We start from the raw sequence: 20,389 nt of genomic DNA on the forward strand, positions 1-20,389 counted from the left end.
TTAGCGTTCAACCAGCGCGATACGACGGTTGTAGATATTCATCAACAGTGAAATGGTCAGGCTAATAATCAGGTAGACCGACATCGTAATGGCAATGGTTTCTATTGCCTGGCCGGTCTGGTTAAGAACGGTTCCGGCAAACAACGAGACCATATCGGGATAGCCGATCGCCGCCGCGAGCGAGGAATTTTTCACGATGTTGAGATACTGGCTGGTCAGCGGAGGAATGATCACCCGCAAGGCCTGGGGGATGATGACCTGGCGCAGGGTGACAGGATTCGGGAGCCCAAGGGAGCGAGCAGCCTCATGCTGACCATGGGGAACGGCCTGAATACCGGCGCGAATAATTTCTGCGATAAAGGCCGAGGTATAGATGGAGAGCGCCAGCGTCAGGGCAGCCAGCTCTGGGATCAACACCATGCCGCCGCGGAAGTTAAACCCCTTCAGCTGCGGAACATCCCAGTGCATTGCCGGGCCGGCTATTATATGCGCCAGCCACGGCAGGATCACCACTAAAGCCAGGGTGACGGGCCAGGTGCGCCGTAGCTGGCCGGTTTTAATCTGATGCATGCGGTTGTAGCGAAACAGCGCAACCGAAACGCCAATTACGCACGCCAGCGCGGCCAGCAATGCCAGCATCCCTTCGGCAATTTGCGGCGCGGGGATATAGAGACCACGGTTGCTTAAAAAGGCCAGATCGAACGCATCCACCGCCTGACGGGGGCCAGGCAGATTGCGCAGGACGGCGAAATACCAGAAGAAGATCTGCAGCAGCGGCGGAATATTACGGAAGGTCTCGATATAGAACGTGGAGAGCTTACGCAGCAGCCAGTTATCCGAGAGATGCGCGAGTCCGAGGAAAAAGCCCAGCAGAGAAGCAAACACAATGCATAACGCTGAAACCAGCAGGGTATTCATCAGGCCGACAAGGAATACGCGGCCATAGGTATCGCCTTCACCGTAATCAACTAAGTGCTGAACAATGCCAAACCCTGCACTACGGTCAAGGAAGGCAAAGCCCGACGTAATGCCGCGTGTGCTGAGGTTGGTAACAGTGTTGTGGAACAGGTAGATCGCGACGGCCAGGACAGCGAGAACAGCGAGGATCTGAAACAGCCAGGCGCGAACCGCAGGATTAGAAAAGGAGAGAGCTCCTTTCAGGGCTAAGCGGCGATGGAACATATAAAACCTCGGGTAACCATGACTCTGGACTGGGCACTGCGCTGGCAGTGCCCGTTACAGCAAGATGCTTAGCGTACTGGCGGCGCGTACTGAATGCCGCCATTGTTCCAGAGGTTGTTCTGCCCACGGCTGATCTTCAGCGCGCTCTCAGATCCAACGTTACGCTCGAAGATCTCCGCGTAGTTACCCACCTTTTTAATGATGTTGTACGCCCATTTATTATCCAGCTTCAGATCCTTGCCGTAATCTCCTTCTTTGCCCAGCAGATGGGCCATATCAGGCGTGGCCGGATTAGCTGCCTTCTCATCGACGTTCTTCGAGTTGACACCCATCTCTTCCGCGTTGAGCATGGCGAACAGCGTCCAGCGAACGACAGCGTTCCATTCATCATCCCCGCGACGGACGACCGGCCCCAGCGGCTCTTTGGAGATCACTTCTGGCAGGACGATCCATTCCGCCGGATTACTCAGCTTGATCCGCAGCGCATAAAGCTGAGACTGATCCGAGGCCAGGGTATCGCAGCGGCCGGACTCCAGCGCTTTGGCGGATTCGTCAGAGCGGTCAAAGGTCACTGGCGTATATTTCATGTTGTTGGCTTTGAAATAGTCGGCGACGTTCAGTTCAGTATCCGTACCCGCCTGGATACAGACGGTGGCACCATCCAGCTCTTTCGCACTTTTGAGACCCGCTTTATTGTGCGTCAGGAAACCAATGCCGTCGTAATAGGTCACACCGGTGAAGGTCATTCCCATCCCGGTATCACGGGATGAGGTCCAGGTGGTATTACGCGAAAGCATATCCACTTCGCCGGATTGCAGGGCAGTAAAGCGCTCTTTCGCCGTCAGCGGGGTATATTTCACTTTGGTGTCGTCGCCGAATACCGCAGCGGCAACGCCACGGCACACGTCAACATCAATACCGGAGAACTTACCGTTGGCGTCGGCGTAAGAGAAACCAGGCAGACCGTCACTGATCCCGCATTGCACAAACCCTTTTTGTTTAACTGCATCCAGAGTGGCACCCGCCTGAGCCTGGCCGGTCATTGCAATGAGCACACCTGCAGCGGCGAGGCTGGCCATCATCATCTTTTTCATAATGCATCCTGTGTAGCGAAAAATTATCGTTATAGTGAGGCGTTTATAAACGCTTTAACCTGTCTGTGGCTGTGGCCGACGTGAATAAAGCAAACGTAATGCCAGTTTTTTCTTTTAACGTAATAAGGGATTACGCAACGCGTAAAGCAGGATGCAGGCAACGATAATTAAATCGAGTGCCCTGAAATGGTGCGAAATTACAATCTGCGCCACAAATCAGAGCAAAATATGGATGGGGAAAGGGATAAATAAAACGGAGGGTTAATAGCGGAAAAATAGAAAGAAAATAAGATGTAAGCCATTCAGGCTTATTTGTTCATCTGCAATGGAAAAGCAAAAGCGCGAACGGATCCGCGCTTTCTGGATTACTTGGACACGGCAATGATACCCAGTGTCAGGCCAGCTAAGGCCGCTGCGCCACCTGCGATCGCCCCCGCGGTTTCCCAGTTATCCTGCGTGGTGCCTTTCATACAGGTATTGGTGTGAACCAGTCTGCCCTGATCGTCGTATACCGGTACGCACGGTGAGTCATGTGCACAGCCCGCAAGCAACGTGGCAAGGAGTGCAACCGAAATGAATCTTTTCATGGTGTTACCTCAAAATGAAATCTAACTTTGCGATATAACCAGTAACGACTTCTGCAAAGCTGGAGGCTATTTTACCACCGCTTCAAAATCGCCATGAAACGTCAATAATCTCAAATTATTTGGATTGTAAAAAATATGGAGAAATGGTCATTCTTGCGGGGCAATAATGGAGAGAATGAGGAGAGAGACAGCGTAAATAGTCGAATGCTGAAAAACGTAAGCAAACAATTCATTGGACCGCTAATCAATAAGGTAAATAAATAGTAAGGCTAACTCCCTGTTTATTATCATAAGAAAAGGCGCCGAAGCGCCTTTACTCATTACTGCTCTGAATGACGCGTAAAGCGTCGCCGCACTACCACAAAGAAGACCGGCACAAAGAAGATTGCCAGCAGGGTAGCTGAAAGCATACCGCCCATCACGCCGGTCCCCACGGCGTTTTGCGCGCCGCTGCCCGCTCCGTGACTGATGACCAGCGGCAACACGCCAAGGATAAATGCCAGCGAGGTCATGAGGATGGGACGAAGGCGCATGCGTGATGCCTCCAGCGTGGCTTCAATAATCCCTTTCCCCTCTTTCTCCATCAGATCCTTAGCAAACTCGACAATCAGGATGGCGTTCTTTGCCGACAGACCAATGGTGGTGAGCAGCCCCACCTGGAAGTAGACGTCATTATTCAGCCCACGCAGGGAAGCGGCCAGCAGGGCGCCAACCACCCCTAATGGCACCACCAGCATCACCGAGAAAGGAATCGACCAGCTCTCATACAGCGCCGCCAGGCAGAGGAACACCACCACCAGCGAGATGGCATACAGGGCAGGCGCCTGGTTGCCGGAGAGCCGTTCCTGATACGACATGCCTGTCCAGTCGTAACCGATGCCGGTTGGCAGTTTCGCCGCCAGTTTTTCCATTAGCACCATGGCTTCACCGGTACTCTTGCCGGGCGCGGCTTCCCCGAGGATCTCCATGGAAGGGCTGCCGTTATAGCGCTCCAGGCGCGGTGAGCCATAGATCCAGTGCGACTGGCTGAACGCGGAGAGCGGCACCATTTCACCGTTGGCGCTGCGGACATAGAGGCGATTAATATCCTCCGGCAGCATCCTGAAGTGGGCATCCGCCTGGACATAGACTTTCTTCACCCGGCCACGGTCGATGTAGTCATTGACATAGGTTCCCCCCAGCGCGGTGGAGATGGTCTGGTTGATGTCCGACACGCTCACGCCCAGCGCCTGCGCTTTCTCCTGATCGATATCCAGCTTGAACTGCGGGGTATCTTCCAGCCCATTGGGTCGTACACGCACCAGCATATCGCTGTGCTCTTTGATCATGCCCAGCAGCTGGTTTCGCGCCTGCGTCAGCTGGTTATGTCCCAGGTTGGCCTGGTCAATCAGTTCAAAATCGAAGCCCGTTGCGGTGCCCAGTTCGATAATGGCGGGCAGGTTGAACGGGAAGACCAGCCCGTCTTTGATCTGACTAAAGGCCCGTGTTGCCCGGCTGACGATGGCCCCAACGCTGTTTTCCGCACCCGGGCGCTCCTCCCAGGGCTTCAGGCTGATAAACGCCACCCCGGCGTTTTGACCCTGGCCGCTGAAGCTGAAGCCGTTAACGGTAAACACCGATTCTACGTTGGCCTTCTCATTGTTGAGGTAGTAGTGCTCAACCTGATCCAACACCTTCTGGGTGCGGCTTTGCGTCGCGCCCGCCGGGAGCTGCACCATCGTCATAAACACGCCCTGATCCTCTTCCGGCAGGAAGGAGGTGGGCAGACGCAGGAATAGCACCGCCATGCCGCCGACAATCAGGACATAGACCACCAGGTAGCGGCCCGTCTTACGCAGAATATGGCTCACGCTGTTGCTGTAATGGGCCACGCTTCTGTCGAACAGGGCATTAAACCAGCCGAAAAAGCCACCTTTGTTCTCATGATGCTCGCTGGGGGCTTTCAGCAGGGTGGCACACAGGGCAGGGGTCAGAATCAGCGCCACCAGTACCGAGAGGGCCATCGCCGAAACAATGGTCAGGGAGAACTGGCGATAAATCGCCCCGGTGGAGCCGCCGAAAAAGGCCATCGGGATAAATACCGCTGAGAGCACCATGGCGATGCCGACCAGCGCCCCCTGAATTTGCGACATCGATTTTTGCGTCGCCTCTTTAGGCGGGAGTTTCTCCTCCACCATCACGCGCTCGACGTTTTCCACCACCACGATGGCATCATCCACCAGCAAACCTATTGCCAGCACCATACCAAACATGGTCAGGGTGTTTATCGAGAAGCCAAACGCCGCCAGCACCGCAAAGGTGCCCAGCAGAACCACCGGCACGGCAATGGTCGGGATGAGCGTGGCCCGCAGGTTTTGCAGGAACAGGTACATCACGAGGAAGACGAGAATGATGGCTTCAAACAGCGTCTTGACCACTTCATGAATGGAGATCTTCACGAACGGCGTGGTGTCATAGGGATAGACCACCTTCAGCCCCTGCGGGAAGAAGGCTTGCAGCTGCGCCAGTTTGGTTTTAATCGCCGCGGCGGTATCCAGCGCGTTGGCACCGGTAGCGAGCTTAATACCGAGCCCGGTTGCCGCCTGACCATTGATTTTGGTCACCATGTTGTAGTTTTCACCACCTGGCGCAATGCGGGCGACATCTTTCAGATGCACCATCGACCCGTCCTGATTGACCTTCAGGGTGATGTTGCCAAACTCCTCTGCGGTTTTCAGGCGCGTCTGGGCGATGATGGAGGCGTTGAGCTGCTGGCCCGGCACCGACGGCGTTCCGCCGAGCTGACCGGCGGCAATCTGGTTGTTCTGGGTTTTTAACTGGTTAATCACGTCCAGCGGCGTCAACTGATAGGCGTTCAGCTTATTCGCATCCAGCCAGATACGCATCGCATACTGGGCGCCAAACAGCTGCACATCGCCCACCCCGGAGGTGCGGCTGATAGCATCCTTGACGTTAGAGGCGACATAGTCGGAGATATCTTCCTGGCTCAGGTTCTTATTGTCCGAGACAAAACCGGCCACCAGCAGGAAGCTGCTGCTCGACTTCTCCACGCTAATCCCTTGCTGCTGCACTTCCTGCGGCAGTAACGGCATGGCCAGCTGCAGCTTGTTCTGCACCTGTACCTGAGCGATATCCGGATCGGTTCCCGACTGGAAGGTCAGGGTGAGGGTAACACTGCCCGCTGAATCGCTGGTGGAGGACATGTACATGAGGTTATCGATACCGTTCATGTTCTGCTCGATAACCTGGGTCACCGTATCCTGCACCGTCTGGGCATCCGCGCCGGGATAGGTCGCCGAGATAGCCACGGCAGGCGGCGCAATGGTGGGATACTGCGCCACCGGCAGCTTCAGGATCGCAAGCCCGCCCGCCAGCATCAGGATAATGGACAGCACCCACGCAAAGATTGGGCGCTGAATAAAGAAGTTAGCCATGCTCTGTTCCTTATCCCACTTTCTGCGCAGCGGTGTCCGGCGTTGCCACCACCGCGACGCCAGGACGTACTTTTTGCAGCCCGCTGATAATCACCCGGTCGCCTTCCTGCAGGCCGTCTGTAACCAGCCATTGATCGCCAATTGCCTGAGGGGCGACAACGTTACGGGCTTCAACCTGATTTTTACTGTTGACCACCATCACGCTGGCCTCACCGCGTGGGGTGCGCGTAACGCCCTGTTGCGGAACCAGAATGGCGTGCGGCTGGGTGCCTTCATTAATGCGCGCGCGGACAAACATGCCGGGCAGCAGGATATGTTGCGGGTTGGGGAAGATAGCCCGCAGGGTGATGGAGCCGGTGCTCTCATCCACGGTGACATCTGAGAATTGCAGCGATCCTTTTAACGGATAGGGCTGACCGTTCTCCATCAACAGCTGTACGCTGCTGGTACCTTCGCCGGTCTGCAGGCTGGACTGCTTGAGACGCATAAAATCGTTGCTGGACTGTGTAACATCGACATAAATCGGATCAAGCTGCTGAACCGTTGCCAGCGCTGTGGCCTGTCCGTTCGCGACCAGGGCACCTTCGGTGACGCTGGATTTACCGATCCGCCCGCTGATAGGCGACGTCACTTTGGTGTACGCAAGGTTGATGCGCGCGGTTTCGACGGCGGCTTTGGCTGCAATCACCGAGGCATCAGCCTGACGGGCATTCGCCACTGACTGATCGTACTCCTGTTTGCTGACGTACTGCGTGCCGACCAGGGGTAAATAACGTTTTACCGTCAGGTGAGCAATGCTGGCGGCAGCCTGGGCTTTTGCCAGTTCCCCCGACGCACTGTCAAATGCGGCCTGATAAGAGGCGGGATCGATCTGATACAGCGACTCACCAGCTTTCACATCGCTGCCTTCAGTAAAGTTGCGCTTCAGCACAATGCCGCTGACCTGCGGGCGAACCTCGGCGACGCGATAAGCATCGGTCCGGCCAGGCAGTTCGGTGGTTACCTCCAGCGGCGCACTCTTCACGACATGCACTACGACCTGTGGTGTCGGCGGCTGCTGCGCCTGGCCTGCATGATCATCACAACCCACAAGCAATGCGGCACCGATGATAAAACCGGATAAGGGTAAAAACCTGAAATTAGGCGTCATGACTATTCCTTCAAAATCATCAATCCGCATTAACCGACACGGTTAAGCGTTAAATAGAGGTAAACGGAAAAGGGCGGGCGCCATAATAAAGAATGGCCGTGCGGGTTTTTGATTTATAAGTGCGGAGAATGAACTGAGGATAAAAAAAAGAGCAGCTAGTGAGCGTAAACAATGATATAGCACGTCCGGCTATGTATTGCTGGCCGTTTTGCTTTAGATGCATTCATGTATTTTATGAATTGAATGCCTGGTAAATATCATCATGGTTTATAAGTTAGGTGAGTTAACTTTTTTTGTTCATATTTATTTTCCTGACTGATAGATAATTCCTGCTCCGACGATTAGTGTCGTTGTTTAATAAAAGTAACCAATCCGTTAAACGAGTGATTTTCTATGGCGCGCAAAACCAAGGCCGAGGCGCAGAAGACACGGCAGTTATTGATTGAGGCGGCAATAGAGCAGTTCGCCACACGGGGTGTCGCCAACACGACGCTGACGGATATCGCCGATGCTGCCTGCCTGACACGGGGAGCCGTTTACTGGCATTTCACCAGTAAAGCCGAAATATTTAACGCTATCTGGCAGGAGCAACGCCCGCTGCGCGAGATTATTCGCGGTCAGCTGTCGCAGGCAGAAGAGAGCGATCCGTTATTAATTTTGCGTGAGCAGTTTGTTACCGCTTTGCAATATATTGCCCAGGATCGGCGCCAGCGGACTTTATTGCAGATCCTGTATCACAAATGTGAATTTGATGAGGATATGATTTCAGAAACCCAAATTCGCGAAAGGATTGGATTCAATTATGAAAACGTCCGTGAAATATTGCAGAGAGGCATTATGCTTGGCAGCATCTCCGCGCAGATCAATATCGACACGACGTTAATTGTTTTGCATGGCTTTTTTTGCGGGCTGATTAAAAACTGGTTAATGAGCCCGGAACACCTGGATCTCTACCGGCAGGCCCCGGAACTGGTCGACAATATTCTCTCAACGTTGCCGATAGCCCATAGAGAATACGACACCGCCTCATAGCGGCATCGCGTCAGATTTGCTGCGTCAGCATGGCCTGCGGATCGCGGCTCAGAGCGTTGATAGCTTGTGCCGTGACGGGTTTACCCAGCAGATAGCCCTGTAGCGTATTACATCCCAGATTGGTCAAAAAGGTCTGCTGCTCCTCGGTTTCCACCCCTTCGGCAACCACTTTCAGGTTAAGCGTTTTTGCCAGTGCAACAATGGCGGAAACGATGGTTGCATCATCACCCGTGCTGTTGAGATCTTTCACAAACGCCCGATCAATTTTCAGTTCGCAGGCGGGCAACTTTTTCAGGTACAGCAGGCTGGAATAGCCGGTGCCAAAATCATCGATCGAGGCTTTTACCCCGGCCTGAGTCAATTCAGTCAGCACCCGGACGCTCTCATCGGGGTTATTCATGGCCGTGGTTTCGGTCACTTCCAGAATCAGGGTATGCGGCGGAATACGGTGTCGCGCCAGGCTGCCCATCACCGTCTCAACCAGCTGGGGCTGTTCAAACTGCAGCGTAGAGAGGTTCACCGCCATCGACCATTCAGTATGGCCGTCAAGATGCCATACGCGCAGCTGGCGGCACGCTTCATCAATTACCCAGTTGCCGATAGGAATAATTAGCCCGCTTTTTTCTGCCAGCGGCAGGAACTGGTCGGGAGATAACAAGCCCTGGACAGGATGTTGCCAGCGCAGCAGGGCTTCAAAGCCGACAATGGGGCCCATCGGCGCCTGGAACTTAGGCTGATAGACCAGATGCAGCTCCTTGCGCTCCAGCGCCAGCCACAGATCGTTCATTAGCTGTAGCTGATTTTGCGCCAGGGTATTCATCGACGGCTGGAAGAAGTGATAGCCGTTACGCCCCATGTGCTTGGTGTGATACATCGCCGCGTCGGCGTTAAACATCAGTTCGCGCTGGTTTTTGCCGTCATGGGGATAAATAGCGATGCCTACGCTAAGGGTCACGACCACATCGTACAGCTCAAGGCTGAAAGGCTGATCGATAACGTGCACCAGCGAGCTGGCGAGCGATGCGGCATCGTTTGGGGAGTCGATCTCGGCCAGCAGCACAAACTCGTCGCCACCAATACGGGCGAGGGTGTACTGGCCCTTCAGGGGCTGTTCCAGACGCTCAGTCACGGCAACCAATAGCTTATCGCCCGTATCATGGCCGTAGGCATCGTTAACTGCTTTGAAGCCATCCAGATCCATAAACAGCAGGGCAAACAGCTTGCCTTCGCGATCGGCTTTGTTGATCGCCTGCTCGAGACGATCTTCCAGCAGCACGCGGTTCGGCAAGCGGGTCAGCGTATCGTGCAGCGCCAGCTGGGCCAGCTCGCGGTTGGCTTCCGCCAGCGATGAAGCGAGAAGGGAGGTGCGGGCCTGCAGCCGGGCATCAAACATAGAAACCAGCAGCGTAATACCCAGAATAGAGAGGGCTACAACGCTCACCAGCACTGCCAGCCAGCTGCCGTTCACCCCCTGATGATGCATATGCACCTGAAGCGGAAACTGGGCCGCTTTCATGCCGGTGTAGTGCATGCCGGCAATCGCGATGCCCATCAGCACCGCAGCGCCCGCACGCATCAGCGCGACCTGGGCGGCATCCCGCCGTAAACGGAACGTCAGCCACAGGGCGGCCAGCGAGGCGAGGAGGGCGATAACCACCGACAGCGCAACCCAGCGCATATCCCAGACGATAGCGGGCGCTACCTGCAGGGCTTTCATGCCGGTGTAGTGCATCGCCACGATACCTGTCCCCAGGATCACCGCGCCGGTAAACAAGCGACGTTTGCGTAAATGATCGCGGCTCACCAGCCAGAGGACAAACAGCGAGGCGCCAATGGCGATCAGCATGGAAAGACCTGTTTTGGGCAGGTCGTAGTTCATCCGCATGGAGATATCCATCGCCAGCATGCCGATAAAATGCATGGCCCATATCCCGATACCCATGGCGATCCCCCCGCCCGTCAGCCAGATATGTGCCGCGACGCCGGTACTGCCGGCAACCCGCCCTGCCATATTCAGCGCGGTATAGGATGCAAGAATGGCGACAACAAAGGAGATAACCACAAGAAGTTGGTCGTATTGGCTAACCAGCATGATCTCATCAACTCATACGCAGTGGGGTATTACGTGATACCGGGTGAGACGGGCTGAGACATTATCATCCAACAGAGATGCCTCAAAGGTTTTTAAAACCGCACATTTTTCGAGGAAAAGCAGGCGTTTAATCCAGATCCGAGCAATTAACCAGCTTAAGCGGATTAACCGAATTCATGTTGCGGCATTGGTCCGTTTCCGTAGACATCAACTCAATCCACTGCATTAACAGCGCATCGAAAAGGAAAACGCTAATCGCGAAGACGACTAACCACCAATACTTACGGATCATTCGGAATTTCCGGGGACAATTGACAAGAGTGCAGGAAATATACACGAAAAATAGCGGCTGAGAAGTGGGCTGAGAGATGTTTACGTTTCGGGGGATAATGGTGTGAGAAGCGTTAAAAAACGAGGGAAGGCCGGGCATAAAAAAAGGCGCTTCCCCATGCCGGTTCGCGCCTTTTTAAACAAGCATTTAGCTAATCGAAATTAGTTCATGCCGTATTTTTTCAGTTTCTTACGCAGCGTACCACGGTTGATGCCCATCATCAGAGCAGCACGGGTCTGGTTACCGCGGGTGTATTGCATCACCATGTCCAACAGGGGCTGTTCAACTTCAGCCAGTACCAGCTCATACAGGTCGTTAACGTCCTGACCATTCAGTTGAGCAAAATAGTTCTTCAGTGCCTGTTTAACCGAGTCACGCAGGGGCTTTTGAGTTACCTGGTCCTGAGAGTTAACGGTGGAAACGGTCAGTACGTCAGAATTTACGCGTTGTTCGAACATAGTTCTGTCAGCTCTTTATTTCATTACGCAAGATTTTCGAAGTATGCCTCCAACGCCTCCAGCTGTTCGCTGGCATCCTCTATGGCGTTGAATGTGCGCCGAAACTGGTCATCCGGAGCGTGTTCCTGGAGATACCAGGATACGTGTTTACGCGCAATTCGGTACCCTTTAGCCTGACCATAAAAGTCGTGCAGTTCCCGAATATGTGCGCATAGCAAGTGCTTAACCTCTGCCAGCGGCAGCGGGGCAAGCAACTCCCCAGTGTCCAGATAATGCTGGATTTCCCGAAAGATCCAGGGTCTTCCCTGAGCTGCACGTCCTATCATCAGAGCATCAGCCCCTGTATAGTCGAGCACAGCTCTGGCTTTAAGCGGGTCAGTAATGTCGCCATTCGCGATAATCGGAATGGAAACTTTCTGCTTAACAGCCCGAATGCTGTCGTATTCAGCTTCACCGTTGAACAAACAGGCGCGGGTGCGTCCATGTATGGTCAGGGCCTGAATGCCACAGTCTTCGGCCAGTTGGGCAATCTCTACACAGTTACGGTGATCCGGCGACCAACCCGTGCGAATCTTTAACGTAACAGGAACGTCCACTGCGCTGACAACCGCGGTCAGGATTGACTTCACCTGATCGGGGTATTGCAGAAGGGCTGAACCTGCAAGCTTGCGATTCACCTTTTTGGCCGGGCATCCCATATTGATATCAATAATCTGGGCGCCACTTTCCACGTTGATACGCGCGGCATCTGCCATCTCTTCAGGCACGCTCCCGGCGATTTGCACGGTGCGGATACCTGGTTCGTCAATGTGCACCATCCGAAGACGGGATTTATCGCTTTCCCAAACCTGCGGGTTAGACGACATCATCTCTGAAACGGTTAATCCTGCTCCCATCTCATAGCACAGCGTCCTGAATGGTCGGTCGGTAATACCTGCCATAGGTGCTGCGATCAGGCGATTTCTGAGCTGGTGGTTTCCGATGCGCATGAGTTAAGAAATGACCATACTGTGACTGCAAGGCGGCGTATCTTACGCATTTTTTGCACGAGATGAAAGGCCAAACTTTGAACAATCCCCTGTTGCAGATCATGGAATCACAGGCACAGCTATTGCTGTGTAAATATAATTTATTTAAATCATGCATTTAGTGAATTATGCTGTTTTTATGACCGCTTACAATTTCCCAAAACTTCTCGTTTATTCTTAATGAATGAAACCTCCCGGCGAGATAATCTGCTGTTTTTAACAGCAGATTTCCCCTGTTCTTTGCGATCTACGTCGCATTTTAGAACATCATGTCAGGACCGGGATTGTGCATTATTCAACCACAATACGACCATGGAGCGACTGTACCGGGCGGTTATTATTGTGGTGCAGCGTATGACGGAATTTTTCCAGCTGTGTGGCCGAGAGCGTCAGGGGATGCTTCATGACTATCCAGGTCACGCCTTCAGAGCAGGGCGGGGTGGTCAGTGAACCGCTAAAACGCCAGTAGGTTTTATCCGCTGGCAGCAGATGGTCCAGATCCAGATGTTCTGTTATGGCGGTCGACTCTTCCGGCTGCGCAGGCATGGCGCGCCACAGTTTTTCCAGTTGCGGATTGGCGGCCCCTTGCTCAAACATCACGGCGACGACGGCGATCTCACCTTCGTCATTCTTGTGTACCAGATGCATTTCCATCGCGTATGTTTTGCCCTGCACAGTGTTTTCACTGGGGGCATGGAAGTGGAACTGCTGTAGCATCCACTTTTTACCGTCGAGGGTAATGCTGTCCTGGGTATTGATTTTTTCGCCTGCCTGAATGGTATGGCCGTTGTTAATCAACGTGGCCGGGCCGTCCGTATAGTGAGTGACCAGCGGGTTGAGGTGGGCTTTCAGCGTTGAGTCAATATTGATGGGGGATTGATTCATCCCGGTCCGGCAAGTCTTCCAGGCTTCATCCAGCTCGCCCCAGTGCTCGGGGGCGCCTTCCCCTTCGTAACTCCAGTGTGAAGCGTATCCTGAAGCGGACATGATACTCAGTGTCAGTAGCGCGGCCTTGCCAATACGTCTGGTCATAATATTCTTCCGATGAATTGTATGTAAAATAAGACATATACTTCAAAGGGATATTATTACGAGGCTAAGCGCTTGTAAACGCGGTAAAAACTGCGTGGCCTGAACGGCCACGCGGCAGGATTACTTCTTACAACCCGTAATACGGCACCACTCCTCTTTCTCAACCACCGGGTCAAGAGCGAAAAGATCGGCGTAGGCTTCGCATACGCTTTCTGCCTGGCTGGCAAGAATACCGGAAAGGCCCAGCAGACCGCCCTCAACGGGCAGCACGCTGATTAACGGTGCCAGCTCACGTAACGGGCCAGCCAGAATGTTCGCGACCACCACGTCCGCTTTCATGGCTTGCGGCTGGTCATTCGGCAGATAAAGTTCAAGACGATCGGAGACACCGTTGCGTTCGGCGTTATCGCGACTGGCCTGAATCGCCTGCGGATCGATATCGATCCCAATCGCTTTTGCCGCACCCAGCTTCAGGGCCGCGATGGCGAGGATCCCGGAACCGCAGCCAAAGTCGATCACCGTCTTGCCATCCAGATCCAGGCTATCCAGCCACTGCAGGCACAGAGAGGTGGTCGGGTGAGTACCGGTACCAAACGCCAGGCCCGGATCGAGCATCACGTTTACCGCATTTTCATCCGGCACGTCGCGCCAGCTCGGGCAGATCCACAGACGCTTGCCGAACTGCATCGGGTGGAAGTTATCCATCCATTCGCGCTCCCAGTCTTTGTCCTCCAGCTGTTCAATCTTGTGCGCAAAACCGGTGCCCAGTAGCGGGTGATTTTCCAGAATCGCAACCACTTCAGCCATATCAGTTTCGGCGTCAAACAGGCCGATGACGTCGGTATCGCCCCACAGACGCGTTTCACCCGGCAGCGGTTCAAACACTGGCGTGTCATGCGTGTCCTGGAAGGTGATGGAGACCGCTCCGGCCTCCATCAGCGCATCGCTCATCTCTTCGGCGTTAGCGCCGGTCGTATTCAGTTTTAATTGGATCCACGGCATGGCAAAGCTCTTTATTTATCAGTAGAAATGACGACGCTCTGTGGGGCGGGTTGACCGAAACGGCTCCCTACCACAAACGCCAGCAAACTTAGCAGTAACGAAGGCACGATCGGATGGAAGCCCAGGTACTGAATCTTAAAGGTGGCGAGCACGGCATAGAGCACGCCACCGACAATCATCGCGCTCAGCGCACCGGCTGCATTGGCGCGCTCCCAGTAGAGGCCAAGCACCAGCGGCCAGAGGAATACCGCCTCCAGCCCGCCGAACGCCAGCAGGTTGAGCCAGATGATCATCTCCGGCGGTCGCCACGCGGCCAACAGCAGCAACGCACCCAGCACCAGGGTGATGGCAGCAGACATCCGCTTCAGGCGGCGCTCGTTGTTCATCTGCTCAGGATGAATATTCAGGTAGAGATCTTTAATGATCGTAGCGGAACTTTGCAGCAACTGGGCGTTAATTGTCGACATGATCGCCGCCATTGGCGCGGCGAGGAAGATCCCGGCAGCAAACGGCGGCAGCACTTTCACCATCAGGGTAGGGATCACCAGATCCGGCACGGTTAAGTCAGGTATTACCGCCCGGCCCAGCGCGCCCGCAAGGTGCATACCGAACATCAGGATCGCCACCACGACAGTGCCGATGACAATCCCGCGGTGTACCGCCTTGCTGTCTTTATAGGAGATGCAGCGCACGGCGGTATGGGGTAAACCAATCACCCCGAAGCAGACCAGCACCCAGAAGGAGGTCATAAAGGTTGGCGACAGAATGTCGTCCGCACCCTGCGGCGAAACCAGTTTCGGATCGATGGCCTGCAATGTCTCCACCGCGTGGCTTAACCCGCCCGCGGCATGCACCACGCCCACCAGCAGCACAAGGGTGCCGACCAGCATCACCATGCCCTGCAGCGTGTCATTGAGCACGCTGGCGCGGAAGCCGCCAAAGGCGGTATAGAGCGCAATACTGACCCCAAAAATCAGCAGGCCCGTTTCATAGGGAATACCGGCTGCGGTTTCAAGCAGGCGCGCGCCGCCGATAAACTGCACGGTCATAGCCCCCACGAAGGCCACCAGCAGGCTCAGGCTGGCCAGCCAGACCAGCAGGCGGCTCTGGTAGCGGGCAAAGAGCATGTCATTGAGGGTAACGGCATTATAGCGACGCGCCAGGATAGCGAATTTCTTCCCCAGAATGCCCAGCGAGAGCCAGATGGCGGGGAGCTGGATCATCGCCAGTAATACCCAGCCCAGCCCATATTTATAGGCCGCACCCGGGCCGCCAATAAAAGAGCTGGCGCTGATGTAGGTGGCGGTCAGGGTCATCGCCAGCACAATACCGCCCATCGAGCGGCTGCCAAGAAAATACTCGTTCAGGAATGTGCCCGTTGTCCGTTTGCGCATGGCGTAAACAGAGAGGCCAAAAACGATAAAAAGATACGCGACGAGGGGCAGGATCACTTCAAGCTGCATTATCGTCATCCTCCAGCGGAATATCGCGATAGATGAATTTCACCATCGCCCAGCAGAGCAGAATAAACACCAGCGGGATGAGCAGGCAGGCCATCTCAAACCAGTGGGGCAGTCCGGTGATCCCGATTGCAGAGCCAGGTAAGTAAGCGGCCACTAACCATGCCGCGAGATAGAGAAGGGTTAACCACAGCGCCCAGCGCGCTTCTTTATGGGCCTGAACAAAACGTTTGTCCATTTTTTGTCCCTTGTGGAAAAAGAAAGCGGGGATTGTACCTTATGGGGCCTGGCGATCCCCAGAAATAAAAAAAGGCCGGATTAACCGACCTTTTTACGCTTACGCAGGCTTATTTCTCATTGAGACCGAGCTTCTTCTCCAGATAGTGGATGTTGGTTCCACCATGCTGGAAGTTCTCGTCGCTCATGATACGCATCTGCAGATCAACGTTGGTTTTGATGCCGTCGATGATCAGCTCCTGCAGGGCATTCTTCATGCGGGCAATCGCCACATCACGGGATTCGCCGTAGCAGATCAGCTTGCCGATCATTGAGTCATAGTACGGCGGTACGGTGTAACCGGCGTAGATATGAGACTCCCAGCGCACACCAAAGCCACCCGGCGCGTGGAAACGCGTGATTTTACCCGGGCTTGGCAGGAAGGTGTTCGGGTCTTCGGCGTTGATACGGCATTCCACCGCATGGCCTTTAACCACAACTTCTTCCTGCTTGATGGAGAGCGGCTGGCCCGCAGCGATACGCAGCTGCTCTTTGATCAGGTCAACGCCGGTGATCATTTCGGTAACCGGGTGTTCAACCTGAATACGGGTGTTCATCTCGATGAAGTAGAACTCGCCGTTTTCGAACAGGAACTCGAAAGTACCCGCCCCGCGATAGCCGATATCCACACAGGCTTTGGCGCAACGCTCGCCGATGTAGCGACGCAGTTCCGGCGTGATGCCTGGTGCTGGTGCCTCTTCGACCACTTTCTGGTGACGACGCTGCATGGAGCAGTCACGTTCTGCCAGATAGATTGCGTTACCCTGACCGTCTGCCAGCACCTGAATTTCGATGTGGCGTGGGTTTTCCAGATACTTCTCCATGTAGACCATGTCGTTGTTGAACGCGGCTTTCGCTTCCGCTTTGGTCATGGAGATAGACTGGGCCAGTTCGGCATCGCTGCGCACAACGCGCATACCGCGACCGCCGCCGCCGCCAGACGCTTTGATGATAACCGGGTAGCCAATGCGTTTCGCATGGGCGCGGTTAGCATCCATATCGTCGCCCAGTGGGCCGTCGGAACCTGGTACGGTCGGTACGCCCGCTTTCTTCATTGCGGTGATCGCAGACACTTTATCGCCCATCAGGCGGATGGTGTCAGCTTTCGGGCCGATGAAGATAAAGCCAGAGCGTTCAACCTGCTCAGCAAAGTTGGCGTTCTCAGAGAGGAAGCCATAACCCGGGTGGATCGCCACCGCGCCGGTGATCTCAGCGGCGCTGATGATTGCCGGGATGTTCAGATAGCTTTTGACGGACGGAGCCGGGCCAATACAGACCGTCTCATCCGCCAGTAATACGTGTTTCAGATCGCGGTCCGCGCTTGAGTGCACAGCGACGGTCTTGATGCCCAGCTCTTTACAGGCACGAAGGATGCGCAGGGCAATCTCGCCACGGTTAGCGATAACAATTTTATCCAGCATGTTCGCCTCGTTACTCGATGACGACCAGCGGCTCGTCAAATTCAACCGGCTGACCACTTTCGACCAGAATCGCTTTCACAGTACCTGACTTGTCTGCTTCGATCTGGTTCATCATTTTCATGGCTTCAACGATGCACAGGGTATCGCCCACGTTAACTTTCTGGCCCACTTCGATGAACGCTTTCGCGTCCGGGCTCGGGGTGCGGTAGAAAGTACCAACCATTGGGGAACGTACGATGTGGCCACTGATTTCAGCTGCTGCTGGCGCTTCCATTGCTGGAGCCGCTGCTGGCGCGACAGCGTTAGACAGCGCTGGCTGCTGCATCATTGGCGCAGCATAAGCCTGTTGCATAACCGGGAAGCCTGCGTTTGGCGCTGCACGGCTGATGCGTACAGACTCTTCGCCTTCAGAAATTTCCAGTTCGGAGATGCCTGATTCTTCAACCAGCTCGATCAGTTTTTTAATCTTACGAATATCCATGAGTGGGTTCCGTACTCTTTGTTTAGTGTGATTGTGACAGGCGTTTTACCGCTGTCTGTAAAGCGAATGAATAACCGTCAGCCCCCAGTCCACAGATGACGCCAGTGGCGATATCCGACAGGTAGGAGTGGTGGCGGAACGGCTCCCGCGCATGCACGTTGCTGAGGTGGATCTCAATAAATGGGATGCTCACTGCCAGCAGCGCGTCGCGAATAGCAACACTGGTGTGCGTAAACGCGGCCGGATTGATCAGGATATAGTCAGTCTCGTCTTTAGCCTGATGAATGCGGTCGATGAGTGCGTACTCCGCATTCGACTGAAAATGGTCAAGTTCCACATTGAGCGCCGCGGCTTCGCTACACAGACGATTAACAATATCGGTGAGCGTCAGCGTGCCGTACTTCTCGGGTTCACGGGTGCCGAGCATATTCAGGTTCGGTCCGTTCAAAACTAAGATGTGAAACTTGTCAGCCATTGTGCCGCTATCTCCTGCGATTCTCCGGTAAAAAACAAAATATACCTTCGATGCGCGATTGTCACCCTTTCAGGCCATGAAAAACCCGTCGGGAAAACCAAAGTGGCACATTATAACGATTTCGTAGCATTTGGCAGCTAAATACTGGTCTTATCAGGGAAGATTATCAACAGGATTCGGATAAATACCCGGGAAGGTTAAACGATCTGCGGCAACAGGCACGTTTTCGTGCACTATCGCCACCATTGGCGAAACTTCTTATAACGCCATGCCAGAAGCCCCACTGCCAGAAGTGCGTAGAGGATGGGCTGTGGCGAGAGAATTTTCACTGACCAAAGGTAGTGGATGGGTGCCAGGATCGCGACAAGATAAACGAAATTATGCAGAAGTTGCCAGCGCCTTCCCAGTTTTCGCTGGGCGAACTGGGTAGAGGTGAGGGTTAACGCCAGTAAAATCACCCAGCTGACGATCCCGAGCGTCAGGTATGGACGAGTCACCAGTTCGCTCCCCAGTAGGGCCAGATTGTTGATGCCCAGTTCCAGTAACGCATAGCTGGTGAGGTGTAACGTCGCCCAGGCGAAGCACCAGAGCCCCAGAAGGCGACGGGTGCGGATCAGCAGCGGCTGTTTTGCATAGCGCGCCAGCGGTGAAACCAACAGCGTCGCCAGTAAAAACTTCAGCGCGGTCCGGCCGGTAAAGTGCTGGATATCTTTGGCCGGATCGGCGCTAAACCCGCCATGACTGGCGGCCCAGAAAAGCCATATAAAAGGAAGTAACCCCGCAAGATGCAGGGCTATTTTCAGCCAGGTAATCTGTTTTGCCGTCAGACGCACTTAGAAAAACTCCTTTAAATCGAGGCCGCGATAGAGCGAGGCCACCTGGTCAGCATAGCCGTTAAACAGCAGCGTGGGCTGGCGTTTGACGTCCAGCGCGCCGCCTGAGCCTATAAAGCGCTCGGTAGCCTGCGACCAGCGCGGGTGATCGACGTGCGGGTTCACGTTGGCGTAAAAACCGTACTCGTTTGGTGCGGCAAGGTTCCAGGTGGTAGGCGGACGCTCGCGGGTCAGCTTGATGCTGACAATCGATTTGATCCCCTTAAAGCCATACTTCCACGGCACGGTCAGGCGGATGGGGGCGCCATTTTGCGGCGGCAGGGCTTTACCGTACACGCCGACGGTAAGCAGCGTCAGCGGGTGCATGGCCTCGTCAATGCGCAGCCCTTCCACGTAAGGGTAATCGAGTCCGCCGCCGATAAACCGGTCTTTCTGCCCGGGCATGATCTCTGGGGCGTAAAGGGTCTGGAAAGCGACATACTTCGCGTTGCTGGTGGGCTCTACCAGCGCCAGCAGTTTATGCAGCGGAAAACCTATCCACGGCACCACCATCGACCAGGCCTCAACGCAGCGCATCCGGTAAATTCGCTCTTCCAGCGGAAAACGGTTAGTCAGGTCGTCGTAATCAAGGGTCAGCGGTTTTGCCACTTCGCCGTCGATTTTCAGCGTCCAGGGATTGGTCTTCAGGCTGCCGGCGTTGGCGGCAGGATCGGCTTTATCGAGGCCAAACTCATAGAAGTTGTTATAGCCCGTCACTTTCTCTTCAGGCGTCTTCGCAAGCTGGCTTTGCCACTGGGCAGGCTGGGTAAAGGTGAGCGGTTTTCCGGGTGGCGCTTTTGGGCGATCGTTGCCTTTGAACCAGTCCAGCAGGTCGGCCTGGGCGAGGGGCGAAAGGGTCAGCGCACCAGCGCCGATCCCCAGCATCTTCAGGATCTGGCGGCGCTTGAGCATAAAAACGGATTCCGCGGTGATATCGGCTTCCGTCAGGGGTTTCACTTTCATGGCATCCTCCGTCATGCAT

General features: G+C 54.7%; 19 protein-coding genes. 1 reads left to right on the forward strand and 18 read right to left on the reverse strand.

Translation table 11 applies throughout. The features are described 5' to 3' along the window. The 5 genes from DVA43_RS20330 to DVA43_RS20350 form a co-directional block, all read right to left on the reverse strand. On the reverse strand, window positions 1-1,182 hold the full coding sequence (locus DVA43_RS20330) for an amino acid ABC transporter permease (protein WP_114316553.1): 1,182 nt from the start codon (window positions 1,180-1,182) through the stop codon (window positions 1-3). Window positions 1,183-1,250: 68 nt separating this feature from the next. Continuing rightward, window positions 1,251-2,276 (reverse strand): amino acid ABC transporter substrate-binding protein, encoded by a 1,026-nt coding sequence (locus DVA43_RS20335; protein ID WP_114316554.1) that lies wholly within the window; start codon window positions 2,274-2,276, stop codon window positions 1,251-1,253. 365 nt (window positions 2,277-2,641) lie between these two features. Then, a complete protein-coding gene (locus DVA43_RS20340) occupies window positions 2,642-2,863 on the reverse strand; it encodes a lipoprotein (protein ID WP_114316555.1) in 222 nt (73 codons plus the stop codon). Window positions 2,864-3,183: 320 nt separating this feature from the next. Then, complete coding sequence (locus DVA43_RS20345; RefSeq protein ID WP_114316556.1) at window positions 3,184-6,297, reverse strand: efflux RND transporter permease subunit; 3,114 nt, start codon at window positions 6,295-6,297, stop codon at window positions 3,184-3,186. Between the two features lie 10 nt (window positions 6,298-6,307). Beyond that, a complete protein-coding gene (locus DVA43_RS20350; protein WP_114316557.1) occupies window positions 6,308-7,447 on the reverse strand; it encodes an efflux RND transporter periplasmic adaptor subunit in 1,140 nt (379 codons plus the stop codon). A gap of 393 nt (window positions 7,448-7,840) precedes the next feature. Here DVA43_RS20350 and envR point away from each other — a divergent pair, with 393 nt between their 5' ends. Then, window positions 7,841-8,479, forward strand: a complete 639-nt coding sequence (gene envR, locus DVA43_RS20355; protein ID WP_103824976.1) for an acrEF/envCD operon transcriptional regulator — start codon at window positions 7,841-7,843, stop codon at window positions 8,477-8,479. Window positions 8,480-8,489: 10 nt separating this feature from the next. Here the strand turns inward: envR and DVA43_RS20360 are convergent, their stop codons facing one another. The 13 genes from DVA43_RS20360 to msrP all read right to left on the reverse strand — a co-directional run bounded on the left by DVA43_RS20360 (window position 8,490) and on the right by msrP (window position 20,370). Beyond that, window positions 8,490-10,571, reverse strand: coding sequence for a bifunctional diguanylate cyclase/phosphodiesterase (locus DVA43_RS20360; RefSeq protein WP_114316558.1), 2,082 nt, complete (start codon window positions 10,569-10,571; stop codon window positions 8,490-8,492). A gap of 127 nt (window positions 10,572-10,698) precedes the next feature. Beyond that, the gene (locus tag DVA43_RS20365) at window positions 10,699-10,863 is read right to left on the reverse strand and encodes a DUF2556 family protein (protein WP_039030652.1); all 165 of its coding nucleotides are present in this window, start codon (window positions 10,861-10,863) and stop codon (window positions 10,699-10,701) included. Window positions 10,864-11,063: 200 nt separating this feature from the next. Continuing rightward, the gene (gene fis, locus DVA43_RS20370; RefSeq protein WP_000462905.1) at window positions 11,064-11,360 is read right to left on the reverse strand and encodes a DNA-binding transcriptional regulator Fis; all 297 of its coding nucleotides are present in this window, start codon (window positions 11,358-11,360) and stop codon (window positions 11,064-11,066) included. A 23-nt stretch (window positions 11,361-11,383) separates the two neighbouring features. After that, window positions 11,384-12,349: a tRNA dihydrouridine synthase DusB gene (gene dusB / locus DVA43_RS20375; RefSeq protein WP_039030651.1), complete on the reverse strand. Its 966-nt coding sequence runs from the start codon at window positions 12,347-12,349 to the stop codon at window positions 11,384-11,386. 330 nt (window positions 12,350-12,679) lie between these two features. Continuing rightward, on the reverse strand, window positions 12,680-13,420 hold the full coding sequence (locus DVA43_RS20380; protein ID WP_103824973.1) for a carbonic anhydrase: 741 nt from the start codon (window positions 13,418-13,420) through the stop codon (window positions 12,680-12,682). A gap of 120 nt (window positions 13,421-13,540) precedes the next feature. Continuing rightward, window positions 13,541-14,422, reverse strand: coding sequence for a 50S ribosomal protein L11 methyltransferase (gene prmA, locus DVA43_RS20385; RefSeq protein ID WP_114316559.1), 882 nt, complete (start codon window positions 14,420-14,422; stop codon window positions 13,541-13,543). Window positions 14,423-14,433: 11 nt separating this feature from the next. Further along, the gene (gene panF / locus DVA43_RS20390; RefSeq protein ID WP_114316560.1) at window positions 14,434-15,885 is read right to left on the reverse strand and encodes a sodium/pantothenate symporter; all 1,452 of its coding nucleotides are present in this window, start codon (window positions 15,883-15,885) and stop codon (window positions 14,434-14,436) included. Next, entirely contained in the window at window positions 15,875-16,120 is a 246-nt protein-coding gene (locus tag DVA43_RS20395) for a YhdT family protein (protein ID WP_103177239.1), read from the reverse strand. The genes panF and DVA43_RS20395 overlap by 11 nt, the downstream gene beginning before the upstream one ends. 109 nt (window positions 16,121-16,229) lie before the next feature. After that, on the reverse strand, window positions 16,230-17,579 hold the full coding sequence (accC, locus tag DVA43_RS20400) for an acetyl-CoA carboxylase biotin carboxylase subunit (RefSeq protein ID WP_114316561.1): 1,350 nt from the start codon (window positions 17,577-17,579) through the stop codon (window positions 16,230-16,232). A gap of 10 nt (window positions 17,580-17,589) precedes the next feature. Next, window positions 17,590-18,060 carry an acetyl-CoA carboxylase biotin carboxyl carrier protein gene (gene accB / locus DVA43_RS20405; protein WP_103824968.1) on the reverse strand — a complete coding sequence of 157 codons (471 nt, stop codon included), beginning with the start codon at window positions 18,058-18,060 and terminating at the stop codon, window positions 17,590-17,592. Between the two features lie 22 nt (window positions 18,061-18,082). After that, complete coding sequence (gene aroQ / locus DVA43_RS20415; RefSeq protein ID WP_114316562.1) at window positions 18,083-18,535, reverse strand: type II 3-dehydroquinate dehydratase; 453 nt, start codon at window positions 18,533-18,535, stop codon at window positions 18,083-18,085. 233 nt (window positions 18,536-18,768) lie between these two features. After that, window positions 18,769-19,368, reverse strand: coding sequence for a protein-methionine-sulfoxide reductase heme-binding subunit MsrQ (msrQ, locus tag DVA43_RS20420; protein WP_114316563.1), 600 nt, complete (start codon window positions 19,366-19,368; stop codon window positions 18,769-18,771). Next, window positions 19,369-20,370 (reverse strand): protein-methionine-sulfoxide reductase catalytic subunit MsrP, encoded by a 1,002-nt coding sequence (msrP, locus tag DVA43_RS20425; RefSeq protein ID WP_103824965.1) that lies wholly within the window; start codon window positions 20,368-20,370, stop codon window positions 19,369-19,371. Window positions 20,371-20,389 lie beyond the last annotated feature (19 nt).

The sequence above is a fragment of the Leclercia sp. W6 genome (assembly GCF_003336345.1).
Lineage (GTDB): Bacteria > Pseudomonadota > Gammaproteobacteria > Enterobacterales > Enterobacteriaceae > Enterobacter.